We start from the raw sequence: 15,113 nt of genomic DNA, 5'->3' as shown, positions 1-15,113 counted from the left end.
TTCATGGAAAAGACCAAGCAGACTGTGCCCTCCGTGGTGCCGCGTCACGTGGCAATCATCATGGATGGGAATAATCGCTGGGCGAAGAAGCGCTTTATGCCCGGGGTTGCCGGGCATAAAGCGGGTGTCGATGCGGTGCGCGCCGTGATCGAAGTGTGCGCCGACGCGAAGGTCGAGGTGCTCACGCTTTTTGCGTTCTCCAGTGAGAACTGGCAGCGACCGGCGGACGAAGTCAGTGCCCTTATGGACCTGTTCTTCAAGGCGCTGCGTCGCGAGGCCAAGCGCCTCAACGAGAACAACATCAGCTTGCGCATCATCGGTGACCGCTCGCGCTTCCATCCCGAGCTGCAGGCTGCCATGCGCGAGGCCGAGGCACTGACCGCCGGCAACAACCGCTTCATCCTGCAGATCGCGGCCAACTACGGTGGCCAGTGGGACATCGCCCAGGCCGCACAGCGGCTGGCGCGTGAAGTGCAAGCCGGGCACCTGCGTCCGGAAGACATCACCCCGGGCCTGCTGCAGACCTGCCTGGCAACCGGCGAGCTACCGTTGCCGGACCTGTGCATTCGCACCGGTGGCGAGCACCGCATCAGCAATTTCCTGTTGTGGCAGCTGGCCTACGCCGAGCTGTACTTCTCCGACCTGTACTGGCCGGACTTCAAACACGAGGCCATGCGCAATGCCCTGGCCGATTTCGCTTCGCGCCAGCGCCGCTTCGGTAAGACCAGCGAGCAGGTCGAGGCTGGAGCTCGTGCTTAATGCTTAAACAACGCATCATTACTGCGCTGATCCTGCTGCCGATCGCGCTGGGTGGCTTCTTCCTGCTCAACGGCGGGGATTTCGCCCTGTTCATCGGCTTCGTGGTGACCCTTGGCGCCTGGGAGTGGGCGCGCCTGGCCGGGTTGATGGCCCAGCCGCTGCGTATCGCCTATGCCGCGGTGGTCGCTGGCGCGCTGATGTTGCTGTACATCCTTCCGGAACTGGCGCCCTGGGTGCTGGGTGCAGCGGTGATCTGGTGGGGGCTGGCCACCTGGCTGGTGCTTACCTACCCGCGTAGCAGCGAGTTGTGGGCCAGTGCCGCCTGCCGGTTGCTGATCGGCCTGCTGGTATTGCTGCCTGCCTGGCAGGGGCTGGTGCTGCTCAAGCACTGGCCGCTGGGCAATTGGCTGATCCTGTCGGTCATGGTGCTGGTATGGGCCGCCGATATTGGCGCTTACTTCTCTGGCAGGGCCTTCGGCAAGCGCAAGCTGGCCCCGCAGGTCAGCCCGGGCAAGAGCTGGGAAGGCGTGTATGGCGGCCTGGCGGTGAGCCTGGCCATTACCTTGGCGGTCGGCATCAGTCGCGACTGGGGTTTCGGTCAGATCCTGCTGGGCCTGCTGGGCGCCGCGCTGCTGGTCATGTCCTCGGTGGTCGGTGACCTGACAGAGAGCATGTTCAAGCGCCGTTCCGGTATCAAGGACAGCAGTAATCTGCTGCCCGGCCATGGTGGTGTACTCGACCGCATTGACAGCCTTACAGCAGCGATCCCGATTTTCGCCGTGTTGTTGTGGGCTGCCGAATGGGGTGTGATGTGAGCCGCCCGCAGCGTATTACCGTACTTGGGGCCACCGGCTCCATCGGCCTGAGCACGCTGGATGTGATCGCGCGCCATCCCGATCGCTACCAGGTGTTCGCCCTCAGCGGGTATTCGCGCATCGACGAGTTGCTGGCCCTGTGCGTGCGCCATCGCCCGGCGTTCGCTGTGGTGCCGAGTACCGAGGCGGCCGTGCGGCTGCGCGAAACCCTGGCGGCTGCCGGCTGCGCCACCGAGGTGCTGGAAGGCGAGGCCGGGCTTTGCCAGGTGGCTTCGGCAGCGGAAGTGGATGCAGTGATGGCGGCGATTGTCGGTGCCGCCGGCCTGCGCCCCACCTTGGCTGCCGTGGAGGCGGGCAAAAAAGTGTTGCTGGCCAACAAGGAAGCCCTGGTGATGTCCGGTGCGCTGTTCATCGAGGCAGTGCGGCGCAGCGGCGCCGTATTGTTGCCGATCGATAGCGAGCACAATGCGATCTTCCAGTGCATGCCCGGCGACTACGCTCGCGGCCTGAGCGCGGTTGGCGTGCGTCGGATTCTGCTGACGGCTTCCGGTGGCCCGTTCCGCGAAACGCCGGTCGAGGCGCTGCTGGACGTGACGCCGGAGCAAGCCTGTGCTCATCCCAACTGGTCCATGGGGCGCAAGATTTCCGTGGATTCGGCCAGCATGATGAACAAGGGGCTCGAGCTGATCGAGGCCTGCTGGTTGTTCGATGCCGCGCCGGCCAAGGTCGAGGTGGTGGTGCACCCACAAAGTGTCATTCACTCCCTGGTCGATTATGTGGACGGCTCGGTGCTGGCGCAGCTGGGTAATCCGGACATGCGCACGCCGATCGCCAATGCCCTGGCGTGGCCTGAGCGCATCGACTCCGGGGTGGCCCCGCTGGACCTGTTCGCCATCGCCCGTCTGGATTTCCAGGCACCCGACGAACAGCGCTTCCCTTGCCTGCGCCTGGCGCGGCAGGCTGCCGAGGCCGGCAACAGCGCACCCGCCGTACTCAATGCGGCCAACGAGGTGGCGGTGGAGGCATTTCTCGAGCGGCGTATCCGCTTCCCGGAGATCGCGGGTATGATCGAACAGGTGCTCGATCAGGAGCCCGTCGTGCCGCTGCCGTCGCTGGACGCGGTGTTCGCCGCCGACCAGCGTGCCCGGGAGCTTTCCCGTGAGTGGCTGAGGCGTCACGGTCGCTGATGCAAGCCCGCCCAGGTTCCTGAGGGGGCTGGCATGATGCCGGCCCGCTGAACATCATTCGGAGATGGACATGACAGCGCTCTACATGATTATCGGCACCCTCGTGGCTTTGGGTGTGCTGGTCACCTTTCATGAATTCGGCCACTTCTGGGTGGCACGCCGCTGCGGCGTCAAGGTGCTGCGCTTCTCGGTGGGCTTCGGCACGCCGCTGCTGCGCTGGCATGACCGCCATGGCACCGAATTTGTGGTCGCAGCCATTCCGCTGGGCGGCTACGTGAAGATGCTCGACGAGCGCGAGGGCGATGTACCGCCTGCGCTGGCTGATCAGTCGTTCAACCGCAAGTCCGTGGGCCAGCGTATCGCGATTGTCGCAGCGGGCCCGATTGCCAACTTCCTGCTGGCCATCCTGTTCTTCTGGGTGCTGGCGATGCTGGGTACCCAGCAGGTCCGCCCGGTAATCGGTACGGTCGATGCTGGCAGCCTGGCAGCATCGGCCGGGCTGACCGCAGGTCAGGAAATCGTTTCTATCGACGGCAAGCCGACCAACGGTTGGTCGGCGGTCAACCTGCAGCTGGTTCGTCGCCTGGGCGAAAGCGGCACGTTGCAGGTTGGCGTGCGCGACGAAGGCGCCACGGCCGAGCGCCAACTGCAGGTCAAGCTGGACAGCTGGCTCAAGGGCGCTGACGAGCCAGACCCTATCCAGTCCTTGGGGCTGCACCCTTGGCGCCCGGCGATGGTCCCGGTGCTGGCCGAGATTGATCCGAAGGGGCCGGCTGCCGCTGCGGGCCTCAAGACAGGCGACAAGCTGCTGAGCGTCGATGGCGTGCCGGTGACGGAATGGCAGCAGGTGGTCGACAGCGTGCGTGCCCGCCCCGATGCCAAAGTGGTGGTGCGTGTGGAGCGCGACGGCGATGCCCTGGAGGTGCCGGTGACCCTGGCACGCAAGGGTGAGGGCAAGGCTGCCGGTGGCTATCTTGGCGCCGGGGTAAAAGGTGGCGAATGGCCTGCCAGCATGCTCCGCGAAATCAGCTACGGCCCGCTCGAGGCGGTGGGTGAGGGCTTGTCCCGTACCTGGAACATGAGCGTGCTGACCCTTGAATCGCTGAAGAAAATGCTGTTCGGGGAGCTCTCGGTAAAAAACTTGAGTGGACCGATAACCATTGCTAAAGTGGCGGGCGCTTCAGCCCAGTCCGGCGTGGGGGATTTCCTGAATTTCCTGGCCTACCTGAGCATAAGCCTGGGGGTTCTTAACTTGCTGCCCATCCCGGTACTGGATGGGGGGCATTTGCTGTTTTACCTGGTCGAGTTGGCGCGCGGTCGTCCGCTGTCAGATCGGGTGCAAGGTTGGGGGGTCCAGATCGGTATCAGTTTGGTCATAGGGGTGATGTTGCTCGCCCTGATCAACGATCTGGGTCGACTATAAAGCTTCGCTCAATTGCGAACCTGCCGCCTTTTCGCGGCGGGTTGTTTATTGCCAGTTGGAATAAAAGGACTTCATGAAACGTCTGCTGCTAACTGCGGTCATGTCCGCACTGATGATCGCTGAAGTTCACGCCGAGTCCTTCACCATCTCCGATATTCGCGTCAACGGCCTGCAGCGGGTTTCCGCTGGCAGTGTCTTCGGTGCCTTGCCGCTGAACGTCGGTGACCAGGCCGATGACCGCCGCCTGGTGGACTCGACCCGTTCCCTGTTCAAGACCGGGTTCTTCCAGGACATCCAGCTGAACCGCGATGGCAATGTGCTGATCATCAACGTGGTCGAGCGCCCGTCGGTGTCGAGCATCGAGATCGAAGGCAACAAGGCGATCAGCACCGAAGACCTGATGAAGGGCCTCAAGCAATCGGGCCTGGCCGAAGGCGAGATCTTCCAGCGTGCCACCCTTGAAGGCGTGCGTAACGAGCTGCAGCGCCAGTACGTGGCCCAGGGCCGCTACTCGGCCGAGGTTGACGCCGAAGTGGTACCGCAGCCGCGCAACCGTGTGGCGCTGAAGATCAAGATCAACGAAGGCACCGTCGCTGCCATCCAGCACATCAACATCGTTGGCAACAACGTGTTCGACGATGAAACCCTGGGGCAGCTGTTCGAGCTGAAGACCACCAACTGGCTGTCGTTCTTCAAGAACGACGACAAGTATGCCCGCGAGAAACTGTCCGGTGACCTGGAGCGCCTGCGCTCCTACTACCTGGACCGCGGCTACATCAACATGGACATCGCTTCCACCCAGGTGTCCATCACGCCAGACAAGAAACACGTCTACATCACCGTCAACATCAACGAAGGCGAGAAGTACACCGTTCGCGACGTGAAGTTGTCCGGTGACCTGAAAGTGCCGGAAGACCAGGTCAAGTCGCTGCTGCTGGTGCAGCCGGGCCAGGTGTTCTCGCGCAAGGTGATGACCACCAGCTCCGAGCTGATCACCCGTCGCCTGGGTAACGAAGGCTACACCTTCGCCAACGTCAACGGTGTGCCGCAGCCCAACGATGAAGACCACACGGTCGACATCATGTTCGTGGTCGACCCGGGCAAGCGTGCCTACGTCAACCGCATCAACTACCGCGGCAACACCAAGACCGAAGACGAAGTGCTGCGTCGCGAAATGCGCCAGATGGAAGGCGGTTGGGCTTCGACCTACCTGATCGACCAGTCCAAGACCCGTCTGGAGCGCCTGGGCTTCTTCAAGGAAGTCAACGTCGAGACCCCGCCAGTGCCAGGCACTGACGACCAGGTCGACGTCAACTACAGCGTCGAAGAGCAAGCCTCCGGCTCGATCACCGCCAGCGTCGGTTTCGCCCAGAGCGCCGGCCTGATCCTCGGTGGTTCGATCAGCCAGAGCAACTTCCTCGGTACCGGTAACAAGGTGTCCATCGGCCTGACCCGTTCGGAATACCAGACCCGCTACAACTTCGGCTTCGTGGACCCCTACTTCACTGCCGATGGCGTCAGCCTGGGCTACAACGCCTTCTACCGCAGCACCGACTACGACGACCTTGACGTCGACGTGGCCAGCTATGCGGTGGACAGCTACGGTGCCGGTGTGAGCCTGGGCTACCCGATCAGCGAAACCTCGCGCCTGACCTACGGCCTGAGCGTGCAGCAGGACAAGATCAAGACCGGCAAGTACACCGTCGACGAGATCTTCGACTTCCTCGACCAGGAGGGCGACAACTTCCTGAACTTCAAGGCCTCGATCGGCTGGTCCGAGTCGACCCTGAACAAAGGCGTGCTGGCCACCCGTGGTCACTCGCAAAGCCTGACCCTGGAATCCACGATTCCGGGCAGCGACCTGTCGTTCTTCAAGCTCGACTACCGTGGCCAGCTGTTCCAGCCGATCAGCAACGACTACACCCTGCGCCTGCACACCGAGCTGGGCTATGGTGATGGTTATGGCAGTACTTCGGGCCTGCCGTTCTACGAGAACTACTTCGCAGGTGGCTTCAACTCCGTGCGTGGCTTCAAGGACAGCAGCCTGGGCCCGCGCAGCACCCCGAGCCGCGGTGAAGGCAACCCAGGAGGCAAACCTGGCACCATCGCCGACCCGGATCAGGATCCGTTGCCGTTCGGTGGTAACGTGCTGGTGCAAGGTGGCGTCGAGTTGCTGTTCCCGCTGCCGTTCGTCAAGGACCAGCGTTCGCTGCGCACCTCCGTGTTCTGGGATGTGGGTAACGTGTTCGACACCAATTGCGGTAACAAGCCTGATTGCGAAAAGGTCGGCTTCTCGGGCATGGCCAGTTCGGTCGGCCTGGGTGTGACCTGGATTACCGCACTGGGCCCGCTGAGCTTCAGCCTGGCAATGCCGGTCAAGAAGCCGGACGATGCCGATACCCAGGTGTTCCAATTCTCTCTGGGCCAGACCTTCTAAGGTCGGCCCCTGCTTAATGACAACGGTTTATCCAGGAGTGCATCGTGCGTAAATTGGCTCAACTGGCCGTAGTGGCCGCGGCGCTGGTCGCCACCCCGGCGTTCGCCGAAATGAAGGTTGCCGTCCTGAACTATCAGATGGCCCTGCTCGAGTCGGATGCCGCCAAGAAATACGCGGTTGATGCCGAGAAGAAGTTCGGTCCGCAACTGACCAAGCTGAAAAGCCTGGAAAGCAGCGCCAAGGGCATTCAGGACCGTCTGATCAAGGGCGGCGACAAGATGCAGCAGCAGGAGCGTGAGCGCCTGGAGCTCGAGTTCAAGCAAAAGGCCCGTGACTTCCAGTTCCAGTCCAAGGAACTGAACGAAGCCAAAGCCGTTGCTGACCGCGACATGCTCAAGCAACTGAAGCCGAAGCTGGATGGCGCTGTTGAGGAAGTGATCAAGAAGGGCGGTTTCGACCTGGTCCTCGAGCGTGGTGCGGTCATCGATGTCAAGCCTCAGTACGACATCACCCGCCAGGTCATCGAGCGCATGAACCAAGCCCGTTGATATGAGTGTGACCATGACGCTAGGCCAGCTGGCCGAGGCCCTCGGTGCCACCCTCAAGGGGCCCGAGGGGATGCAGATTACCGGGCTGGCCACCTTGCAGGAGGCTGGCCCCGGTCAATTGAGCTTCCTCGCCAACCCGCAATACCGCAAATTCCTGGATGAAAGCCAGGCCGCTGCGGTATTGCTGAAGGCTGCGGATGCCGAAGGCTTTGCCGGCAATGCACTGATCGTCGCCGATCCGTACCTGGCCTACGCACGCATCTCCCACCTGTTCGACCCCAAACCCAAGGCTGTGGCGGGTATTCATCCCAGCGCCGTGGTGGCAGGGGACGCTCAGGTGGATGCGAGCGCCAGCATCGGGCCGTTCGCGGTCATCGAAAGCGGTGCGCGTGTCGACGCCAATGTCACCGTGGGTGCTCATTGCGTGGTCGGTGCGCGTTGCGTGATCGGTGAAGGTGGTTGGCTTGCCCCGCGGGTCACGCTGTACCATGACGTGACCATCGGCAAGCGCGTGGTCATCCAGTCGGGTGCCGTTATCGGTGGTGAAGGCTTCGGCTTTGCCAACGAGAAAGGTGTGTGGCGCAAGATTGCCCAGATCGGTGGCGTGACCATCGGTGACGACGTGGAAATCGGCGTCAATACTGCGGTTGACCGTGGTGCGCTGTCCGACACGCGGATCGGCGACGGGGTCAAGCTCGACAACCAGATCCAGATCGCCCACAACGTGCAGATCGGTGACCACACGGCAATGGCCGCTTGTGTGGGCATTTCCGGCAGTACGCGCATCGGCAAGCATTGCATGCTGGCCGGGGGCGTGGGCCTGGTAGGGCACATTGATATTTGCGATAACGTATTTGTTTCCGGGATGACGATGGTAACCCGTTCGATCACTGAACCCGGTTCCTATTCATCCGGCACAGCCATGCAGCCTTTGGCTGACTGGCGCAAGAGCGCTGCGCGTATCCGCCAGCTGGATGACATGGCCAAGCGTCTTCAGCAGCTGGAAAAACGCGTCGATACCGTGACCTCAGGTGGCCTGCCGACATCAGAAGGCTGATACCATTCCCTGAGCAAGAGTGAACAGTCGCTAGCTGGCTCCTCTTTGGATTGCTAAAGGAGCGTGTGTTCAGCACCTGCGCTCCCTATTCTTATTACAGGCTTCCCCCCCGAAATGATGGACATCAACGAGATTCGCGAATACCTGCCTCACCGTTACCCGTTCCTGCTGGTGGACCGGGTGACGGATCTGGACTTCGAGGCCCAGAGCATTCGTGCCTACAAGAATGTCAGCATCAACGAGCCGTTCTTCAACGGCCATTTCCCGGCGCACCCTATCATGCCGGGCGTTTTGATCATTGAAGCCATGGCTCAGGCGGCCGGCATCCTCGGTTTCAAGATGCTCGATGCCAAGCCGGCTGATGGCACCCTGTACTACTTCGTCGGCTCCGACAAGCTGCGTTTCCGTCAGCCGGTATTGCCGGGTGACCAGTTGGTGCTGGAAGCCAAGTTCCTCAGCCGCAAGAGCATGATCTGGAAGTTCGAGTGCCGCGCCCTGGTCGACGGCAAGCCGGTTTGCTCGGCACAGATCACATGCGCGGAACGCTCCCTATGAATTCGATTGATCCTCGGGCCATTATCGACCCGTCGGCCAAGCTGGCCGATGGTGTCGAGGTCGGCCCTTGGTCGATCGTTGGCCCCGATGTGGAAATCGGGGAGGGTACCGTTATCGGCCCGCATGTTGTGCTCAAAGGGCCGACCCGTATCGGCAAGCACAACCGTATCTTTCAGTTTTCCTCGATTGGTGAAGATACCCCGGACCTCAAGTACAAGGGTGAGCCGACGCGCCTGGTGATCGGCGATCATAATGTGTTCCGCGAAGGGGTGACCATCCACCGCGGCACCGTTCAGGACCGTGCGGAAACCACCGTAGGCGATCACAACCTGATCATGGCCTATGCCCACATCGGCCACGACAGCGTCATCGGCAACCACTGCATCCTGGTCAACAACACGGCCTTGGCCGGCCATGTGCACGTGGGTGACTGGGCGATCCTGTCCGGCTACACGCTGGTGCATCAGTACTGCCATATCGGTGCCCACGCGTTTTCCGGCATGGGCACGGCAATCGGCAAGGACGTCCCGGCCTTCGTCACCGTGTTCGGCAGCCCGGCCGAAGCCCGCAGCATGAACTTCGAAGGCATGCGCCGCCGCGGTTTCAGCGACGAGGTGATCCACGTGCTGCGCCGTTGCTACAAGATTGTCTATCGTCAGGGCCTGACCGTCGAAGACGCGCTCAAGGAACTGGCCGAAATGGCGGCGAAACACCCTGAGGTCGACCTGTTCCGTCAGTCGATCGTGAACTCCGCCCGCGGCATCACCCGCTGACATGGCCCCGCTTTGCGTAGCCTTGGTCGCAGGTGAGGCCAGCGGCGATATTCTGGGTTCAGGCTTGATGCGTGCCCTCAAGGCACGCCACCCCGATGTACGTTTCATTGGCGTTGGCGGCCCTTTGATGGAAGCCGAAGGCCTGCAATCGTACTTCCCCATGGAGCGCCTGGCGGTCATGGGCCTGGTCGAAGTGCTGGGGCGCCTGCGCGAGCTGCTCAAACGCCGCAAGCTGCTGATCCAGACACTGATCGACGCAAAGCCGGATGTCTTCATCGGTATCGACGCCCCGGACTTCACCCTCAACATCGAACTGAAACTGCGGCAGGTCGGGATCAAGACCGTGCACTACGTCAGCCCGTCTGTCTGGGCCTGGCGGCAGAAGCGTGTGTTGAAGATTCGCGAAGGCTGCGACCTGATGCTGACGCTGCTGCCGTTCGAGGCGCGGTTCTATGAAGAGCAGGGCGTGCCGGTGCGCTTTGTCGGTCACCCGCTGGCCGACACCATACCGCTTGAAGCCGATCGCCCGGCAGCACGTGCTGCGCTTGGCCTGGGCGAGGGGCCGGTGGTTGCGCTGATGCCCGGCAGCCGGGGCGGCGAAGTAGGGCGCCTGGGGGCGTTGTTCCTCGACGCCGCCGAACGCCTGCAGCAGCAGGTGCCGGGCGTGCAGTTCGTGCTGCCCTGTGCCAATGCCGCACGGCGTGCCCAGGTTGAACAGATGCTCGAAGGGCGCCAGCTACCGCTGACCCTGCTCGATGGTCAGTCGCACCAGGCGCTGGCGGCCTGTGATGCGGTCTTGATCGCTTCGGGTACAGCCACCCTTGAAGCGTTGCTGTACAAGCGGCCAATGGTGGTGGCCTACCGTCTGGCGCCGTTGACCTACTGGATCCTCAAGCGCCTGGTAAAGAGCCCATACGTGTCATTGCCGAACCTGCTCGCCCAGCGCGAACTGGTGCCCGAACTGTTGCAGGACGCCGCCACCAGCGATGCCCTGGCCAACACGCTTGCGCCACTGGTACGCGATGGCAGCCAGCAGACCGAACGTTTCGATGAAATACACCGCACCCTGCGCCGTGACGCCTCCAACCAGGCGGCCGAGGCGGTACTGGCCTTGCTCAAGGACCGCTGACATGCAAATTGGACTGGACTTCAACCTGGTCGAAGACCTGGTCGCCGGCGTTGACGAAGTGGGCCGCGGCCCGCTGTGCGGCGCAGTGGTGACGGCGGCGGTGATCCTTGATCCGGCGCGCCCGATCCTCGGCCTGAACGACTCGAAGAAACTCACCGAAGCCAAGCGCGAGGCGTTGTTCGACGAGATCTGTGAAAAGGCCCTGAGTTTCTGCATCGCCCGTGCAGAGGTCGAGGAGATCGACCGCCTGAACATCCTGCAGGCCACGATGTTGGCCATGCAGCGTGCGGTGGAAGGCCTGCACATAACCCCCAAGCTGGCCCTGATCGATGGCAACCGTTGCCCGAAGCTGGCCGTACCGGCGTCGCCGGTGGTCAAAGGCGATAGCCAGGTGCCGGCTATTGCGGCTGCCTCGATCCTGGCCAAGGTAAGCCGTGACCGTGAGATGAGCGCGTTCGAGCTGATCTACCCAGGGTATGGCATTGGCGGGCACAAGGGTTACCCGACCCCGGTGCACCTTGAAGCGTTGGCGCGGTTGGGGCCTACGCCTATTCATCGGCGTTCCTTTGCCCCGGTGCGTGCGGCCTGGGAAGCACGCGAAGGCGTCACCGATTCTCTGATCTGACCTGTCAGGGCCCTTCGCGGGCACGCCCGCTCCCACAGGTGCAGCGCCGTTCCTGAGGGCGATGATATCCCTGTGGGAGCGGGCGTGCCCGCGAAGGGCTGCGAAGCAGCCCCAAAATCCCCGCCCATTTAAGCTACAATCCCGCCCTTGTCGTTAAGCACTGCTACAGGATCTTCCATGTCGGTTCCCTTCGTTCACCTGCGCGTCCACTCCGAATTCTCGCTGGTCGACGGCCTGGTGCGGATCAAACCGCTGGCCAAGGCGCTGGCCGGGATGAACATGCCGGCGGTGGCGATCACCGACCAGAGCAACATGTGCTCGCTGGTGAAGTTCTACAAGACCGCCATGGGCGCGGGCATCAAGCCGATCTGTGGTGCCGACCTGTGGCTGGCCGGTGCCGACCCGGAAGCCCCGCTGTCACGCATCTGCTTCCTGGCCATGGACGCCAAGGGTTACCGCAACCTCACCGAGTTGATCTCGCGTGGCTGGACCGAAGGCCAGCGCAACGGCCTGGTCATCCTTCAGCGTGAATGGATCGCCCCCGCCAGCGAGGGCCTGATTGCCCTGTCGGCGGGCAAGGAAGGCGATATCGGCATGGCCTTGTTGTCCGGCCGGGACGAAGAAGCCCAGGCCCTGCTGCAAGACTGGATGGGTATGTTCCCCGAGCGCTTCTACGTTGAAGTACAGCGCACCAACCGCGCCCGCGACGAAGAATACGTGCACGCGGCGGTGGCCCTGGCCGACAGGTTTGGCGCCCCGCTGGTGGCCACCAACGACGTGCGTTTCATCAAGCAGGCGGACTTCGACGCACACGAAACCCGCGTGTGCATTGGCGAGGGCTGGACCCTTGATGACCCGCGCCGGCCGCGTGGCTACAGTGATCAGCAGTACCTGAAATCGGCCGAGGAAATGGCCGAGCTGTTCAGCGACCTGCCCGATGCCATCGCCAATACCGTCGAGATCGCCAAGCGCTGCAACATCCAGGTGCAACTGGGCAAGCACTTCCTGCCCGACTTCCCCACGCCGAACGGTATGGGCATTGACGACTACCTGCGGCATGTGTCCCACGAAGGCCTGGAAGAGCGCCTGGCGGTGTTGTGGCCGAAAGACACCACACCCAATTACGAAGAGAAGCGCCAGGTTTACCTGGACCGCCTGAAGTTCGAGCTGGACATCATCATCCAGATGGGCTTCCCCGGTTACTTCCTGATCGTGATGGACTTCATCAAGTGGGCCAAGAACAACGGGGTACCGGTCGGGCCTGGCCGTGGTTCAGGTGCGGGCTCGCTGGTGGCCTACGTGCTGAAGATCACCGACCTCGACCCGTTGGCCTACGACTTGCTGTTCGAGCGCTTCCTCAACCCTGAACGTGTTTCCATGCCCGACTTCGACGTCGACTTCTGCATGGACGGCCGGGATCGGGTAATCGAATACGTGGCCGATGCCTACGGGCGCAATGCCGTCAGCCAGATCATCACCTTTGGTACCATGGCCGCCAAGGCGGTAGTGCGTGACGTGGCGCGGGTGCAGGGCAAGTCCTATGGCCTGGCCGACCGCCTGTCGAAGATGATCCCGTTCGAAGTGGGCATGACCCTGGAGAAGGCCTACGAGCAGGAAGAAATCCTGCGCGACTTCCTCAAGGGCGACGAGGATGCCCGCGAAATCTGGGACATGGCGCTGAAGCTGGAAGGCGTCACCCGGGGTACCGGCAAGCACGCCGGTGGTGTGGTTATCGCGCCGACCAAGCTTACCGATTTTTCACCGATCGCCTGTGACGAAGAGGGTGGCGGCCTGGTAACCCAGTTCGACAAGGACGACGTCGAGGCCGCCGGCCTGGTCAAGTTCGACTTCCTCGGCCTGCGGACCCTGACCATCATCAAGTGGGCGATGGAGATCATCAACCGCGAGCAGGCCAAGAAAAACCTGCCAGATCTCAACATCGACTTCATCCCGCTGGATGACCGCAAGACTTACGAGCTACTGCAAAAAGCCGAAACCACTGCGGTATTCCAGCTTGAATCCCGGGGCATGAAGGAGCTGATCAAGAAGCTCAAGCCCGACTGCCTCGAGGACCTTATCGCACTGGTGGCGCTGTTCCGCCCAGGCCCGCTGCAGTCGGGCATGGTGGACGACTTCATCAACCGCAAACACGGCCGCGCCGAGCTGGCCTATCCGCACCCGGATTACCAGTATGACGGCCTGCAGCCGGTGCTGGCGCCTACCTATGGCATCATCCTGTACCAGGAACAGGTGATGCAGATCGCCCAGGTGATGGCGGGCTACACCCTCGGTGGTGCAGACATGCTGCGCCGGGCCATGGGTAAGAAAAAACCCGAGGAAATGGCCAAGCAGCGTGGTGGCTTCATCGAGGGTTGCGCCAACAACGGCATCGATGCCGACCTGGCCGGTAACATCTTTGACCTGGTAGAAAAGTTTGCGGGTTATGGCTTCAACAAATCCCACTCCGCCGCCTATGGCCTGGTGTCCTACCAGACGGCCTGGCTGAAAACCCACTTCCCGGCGCCGTTCATGGCTGCCGTGCTGTCGGCGGATATGCACAACACCGACAAGGTGGTGGTGCTGGTCGAAGAGGTGCGCAGCATGAAGCTGCGCCTCGACGCGCCGGACGTGAACTTCTCCGACTTCAAGTTCACCGTCAATAACGACGGCCGTATCGTCTATGGCCTGGGCGCCATCAAGGGCGTCGGCGAAGGCCCGGTGGAAGCGATCGTCGAGGCGCGTGCCGAGGGTGGCCCGTTCAAGGACCTGTTCGATTTCTGCGAGCGCATCGACCTCAAGCGGGTCAACAAGCGCACCCTGGACGCACTGGTGCGCAGCGGCGCCCTGGACCGCCTGGGCCCGCACTTCCATGATGAGATCAAGGCCTATCAGGCCAACATCGACATCAACCGTGCAACCTTGCTCTCGGCGCTGGGTGAAGCCATCAAGGCTGCCGAGCAGGCGGCCCATACGGCGGACAGTGGCCATGTCGACCTGTTTGGCAGCATGTTCGATGAAGCGCAAGTGGACGTCTATGCCAACCACCGCAAGGTGCGCGAACTCACCCTCAAGGAGCGCCTGAAGGGCGAGAAGGACACCCTGGGCCTGTACCTCACCGGCCACCCGATCGACGAGTACGAGGCCGAGATCCGCCGCTTTGCCCGCCAGCGCATCATCGACCTCAAGCCGTCGCGCGAAACCCAGACCATCGCCGGCATGATCATTGCCCTGCGGGTGATGAAGAACAAAAAGGGCGACAAGATGGGCTTCGTCACCCTGGATGATCGCTCCGGGCGGATCGAGGCGTCCTTGTTCGCCGATTCCTTCATGGCGGCACAGTCTTTGCTGCAGGCCGATGCCATGGTGGTAGTCGAAGGCGAGGTCAGCAACGATGACTTCTCCGGGGGCCTGCGCCTGCGGGTGAAGCAGGTGATGACCATGGAAGACGCGCGCACCAAGCTGGCCGAGAGCCTGCGCCTGAAGGTGGCGCACGAGGCGCTGAAGGGCGATCGGCTGAAGTGGCTGGGCGAGCTGATCACCCGCCATCGCGGTGCTTGCCCGATCACCCTGGAATACACCGGCAGCGACGCCAAGGCCATGCTGCAGTTCGGTGAGCAGTGGTCGATCGACCCGGCTGACGGGCTGATTCAGGCGCTGCGTGACCAGTTCGGGCGTGAGAACGTCTTCCTGCAATATCGTTGAACCGACAAAAAATTTAATCTCGACCTGAATGCGCCTGATCCCTTAAGGTAGGGCGCCAAACGGATCAACCGGCCGGCCGCCTGGCCGTAGACCCAAGACGGAT

At 62.4% G+C, this 15,113-nt stretch carries 12 protein-coding genes; all 12 read left to right on the top strand.

From position 1 onward, the window contains the following. Nucleotides 1-3 precede the first annotated feature (3 nt). The 12 genes from uppS to dnaE all read left to right on the top strand — a co-directional run bounded on the left by uppS (nucleotide 4) and on the right by dnaE (nucleotide 15,010). Complete coding sequence (uppS, locus tag N805_RS16620; protein ID WP_019472222.1) at nucleotides 4-759, top strand: polyprenyl diphosphate synthase; 756 nt, start codon at nucleotides 4-6, stop codon at nucleotides 757-759. Then, a complete protein-coding gene (locus N805_RS16615) occupies nucleotides 759-1,574 on the top strand; it encodes a phosphatidate cytidylyltransferase (protein ID WP_019472221.1) in 816 nt (271 codons plus the stop codon). Before uppS ends, N805_RS16615 begins: the two co-directional genes overlap by 1 nt. Beyond that, entirely contained in the window at nucleotides 1,571-2,761 is a 1,191-nt protein-coding gene (gene ispC / locus N805_RS16610; protein ID WP_019472220.1) for a 1-deoxy-D-xylulose-5-phosphate reductoisomerase, read from the top strand. Before N805_RS16615 ends, ispC begins: the two co-directional genes overlap by 4 nt. A 70-nt stretch (nucleotides 2,762-2,831) precedes the next feature. Next, nucleotides 2,832-4,184, top strand: a complete 1,353-nt coding sequence (gene rseP, locus N805_RS16605) for an RIP metalloprotease RseP (protein WP_026034552.1) — start codon at nucleotides 2,832-2,834, stop codon at nucleotides 4,182-4,184. Nucleotides 4,185-4,257: 73 nt separating this feature from the next. Then, nucleotides 4,258-6,621, top strand: coding sequence for an outer membrane protein assembly factor BamA (gene bamA / locus N805_RS16600; protein WP_028614169.1), 2,364 nt, complete (start codon nucleotides 4,258-4,260; stop codon nucleotides 6,619-6,621). A 44-nt stretch (nucleotides 6,622-6,665) separates the two neighbouring features. Beyond that, entirely contained in the window at nucleotides 6,666-7,169 is a 504-nt protein-coding gene (locus N805_RS16595) for an OmpH family outer membrane protein (RefSeq protein ID WP_012270843.1), read from the top strand. Between the two features lies 1 nt (nucleotide 7,170). Further along, on the top strand, nucleotides 7,171-8,226 hold the full coding sequence (gene lpxD, locus N805_RS16590; RefSeq protein WP_019473002.1) for a UDP-3-O-(3-hydroxymyristoyl)glucosamine N-acyltransferase: 1,056 nt from the start codon (nucleotides 7,171-7,173) through the stop codon (nucleotides 8,224-8,226). 114 nt (nucleotides 8,227-8,340) lie between these two features. Further along, nucleotides 8,341-8,781, top strand: coding sequence for a 3-hydroxyacyl-ACP dehydratase FabZ (fabZ, locus tag N805_RS16585; protein WP_008094893.1), 441 nt, complete (start codon nucleotides 8,341-8,343; stop codon nucleotides 8,779-8,781). Further along, nucleotides 8,778-9,554 carry an acyl-ACP--UDP-N-acetylglucosamine O-acyltransferase gene (gene lpxA / locus N805_RS16580; protein WP_019473001.1) on the top strand — a complete coding sequence of 259 codons (777 nt, stop codon included), beginning with the start codon at nucleotides 8,778-8,780 and terminating at the stop codon, nucleotides 9,552-9,554. Before fabZ ends, lpxA begins: the two co-directional genes overlap by 4 nt. A 1-nt stretch (nucleotide 9,555) precedes the next feature. Next, on the top strand, nucleotides 9,556-10,683 hold the full coding sequence (gene lpxB / locus N805_RS16575; protein WP_019473000.1) for a lipid-A-disaccharide synthase: 1,128 nt from the start codon (nucleotides 9,556-9,558) through the stop codon (nucleotides 10,681-10,683). 1 nt (nucleotide 10,684) lies between these two features. Then, nucleotides 10,685-11,308, top strand: a complete 624-nt coding sequence (rnhB, locus tag N805_RS16570) for a ribonuclease HII (RefSeq protein WP_019472999.1) — start codon at nucleotides 10,685-10,687, stop codon at nucleotides 11,306-11,308. Between the two features lie 177 nt (nucleotides 11,309-11,485). Beyond that, entirely contained in the window at nucleotides 11,486-15,010 is a 3,525-nt protein-coding gene (gene dnaE / locus N805_RS16565) for a DNA polymerase III subunit alpha (RefSeq protein ID WP_019472998.1), read from the top strand. Nucleotides 15,011-15,113: the final 103 nt, after the last annotated feature.

Origin of the sequence: Pseudomonas putida S13.1.2 (assembly GCF_000498395.2) — a bacterium.
Lineage (GTDB): Bacteria > Pseudomonadota > Gammaproteobacteria > Pseudomonadales > Pseudomonadaceae > Aquipseudomonas > Aquipseudomonas putida_Q.
Note: the sequence above shows the minus strand (reverse complement) of the source record. Positions and strands in the feature narration are given on the sequence as shown.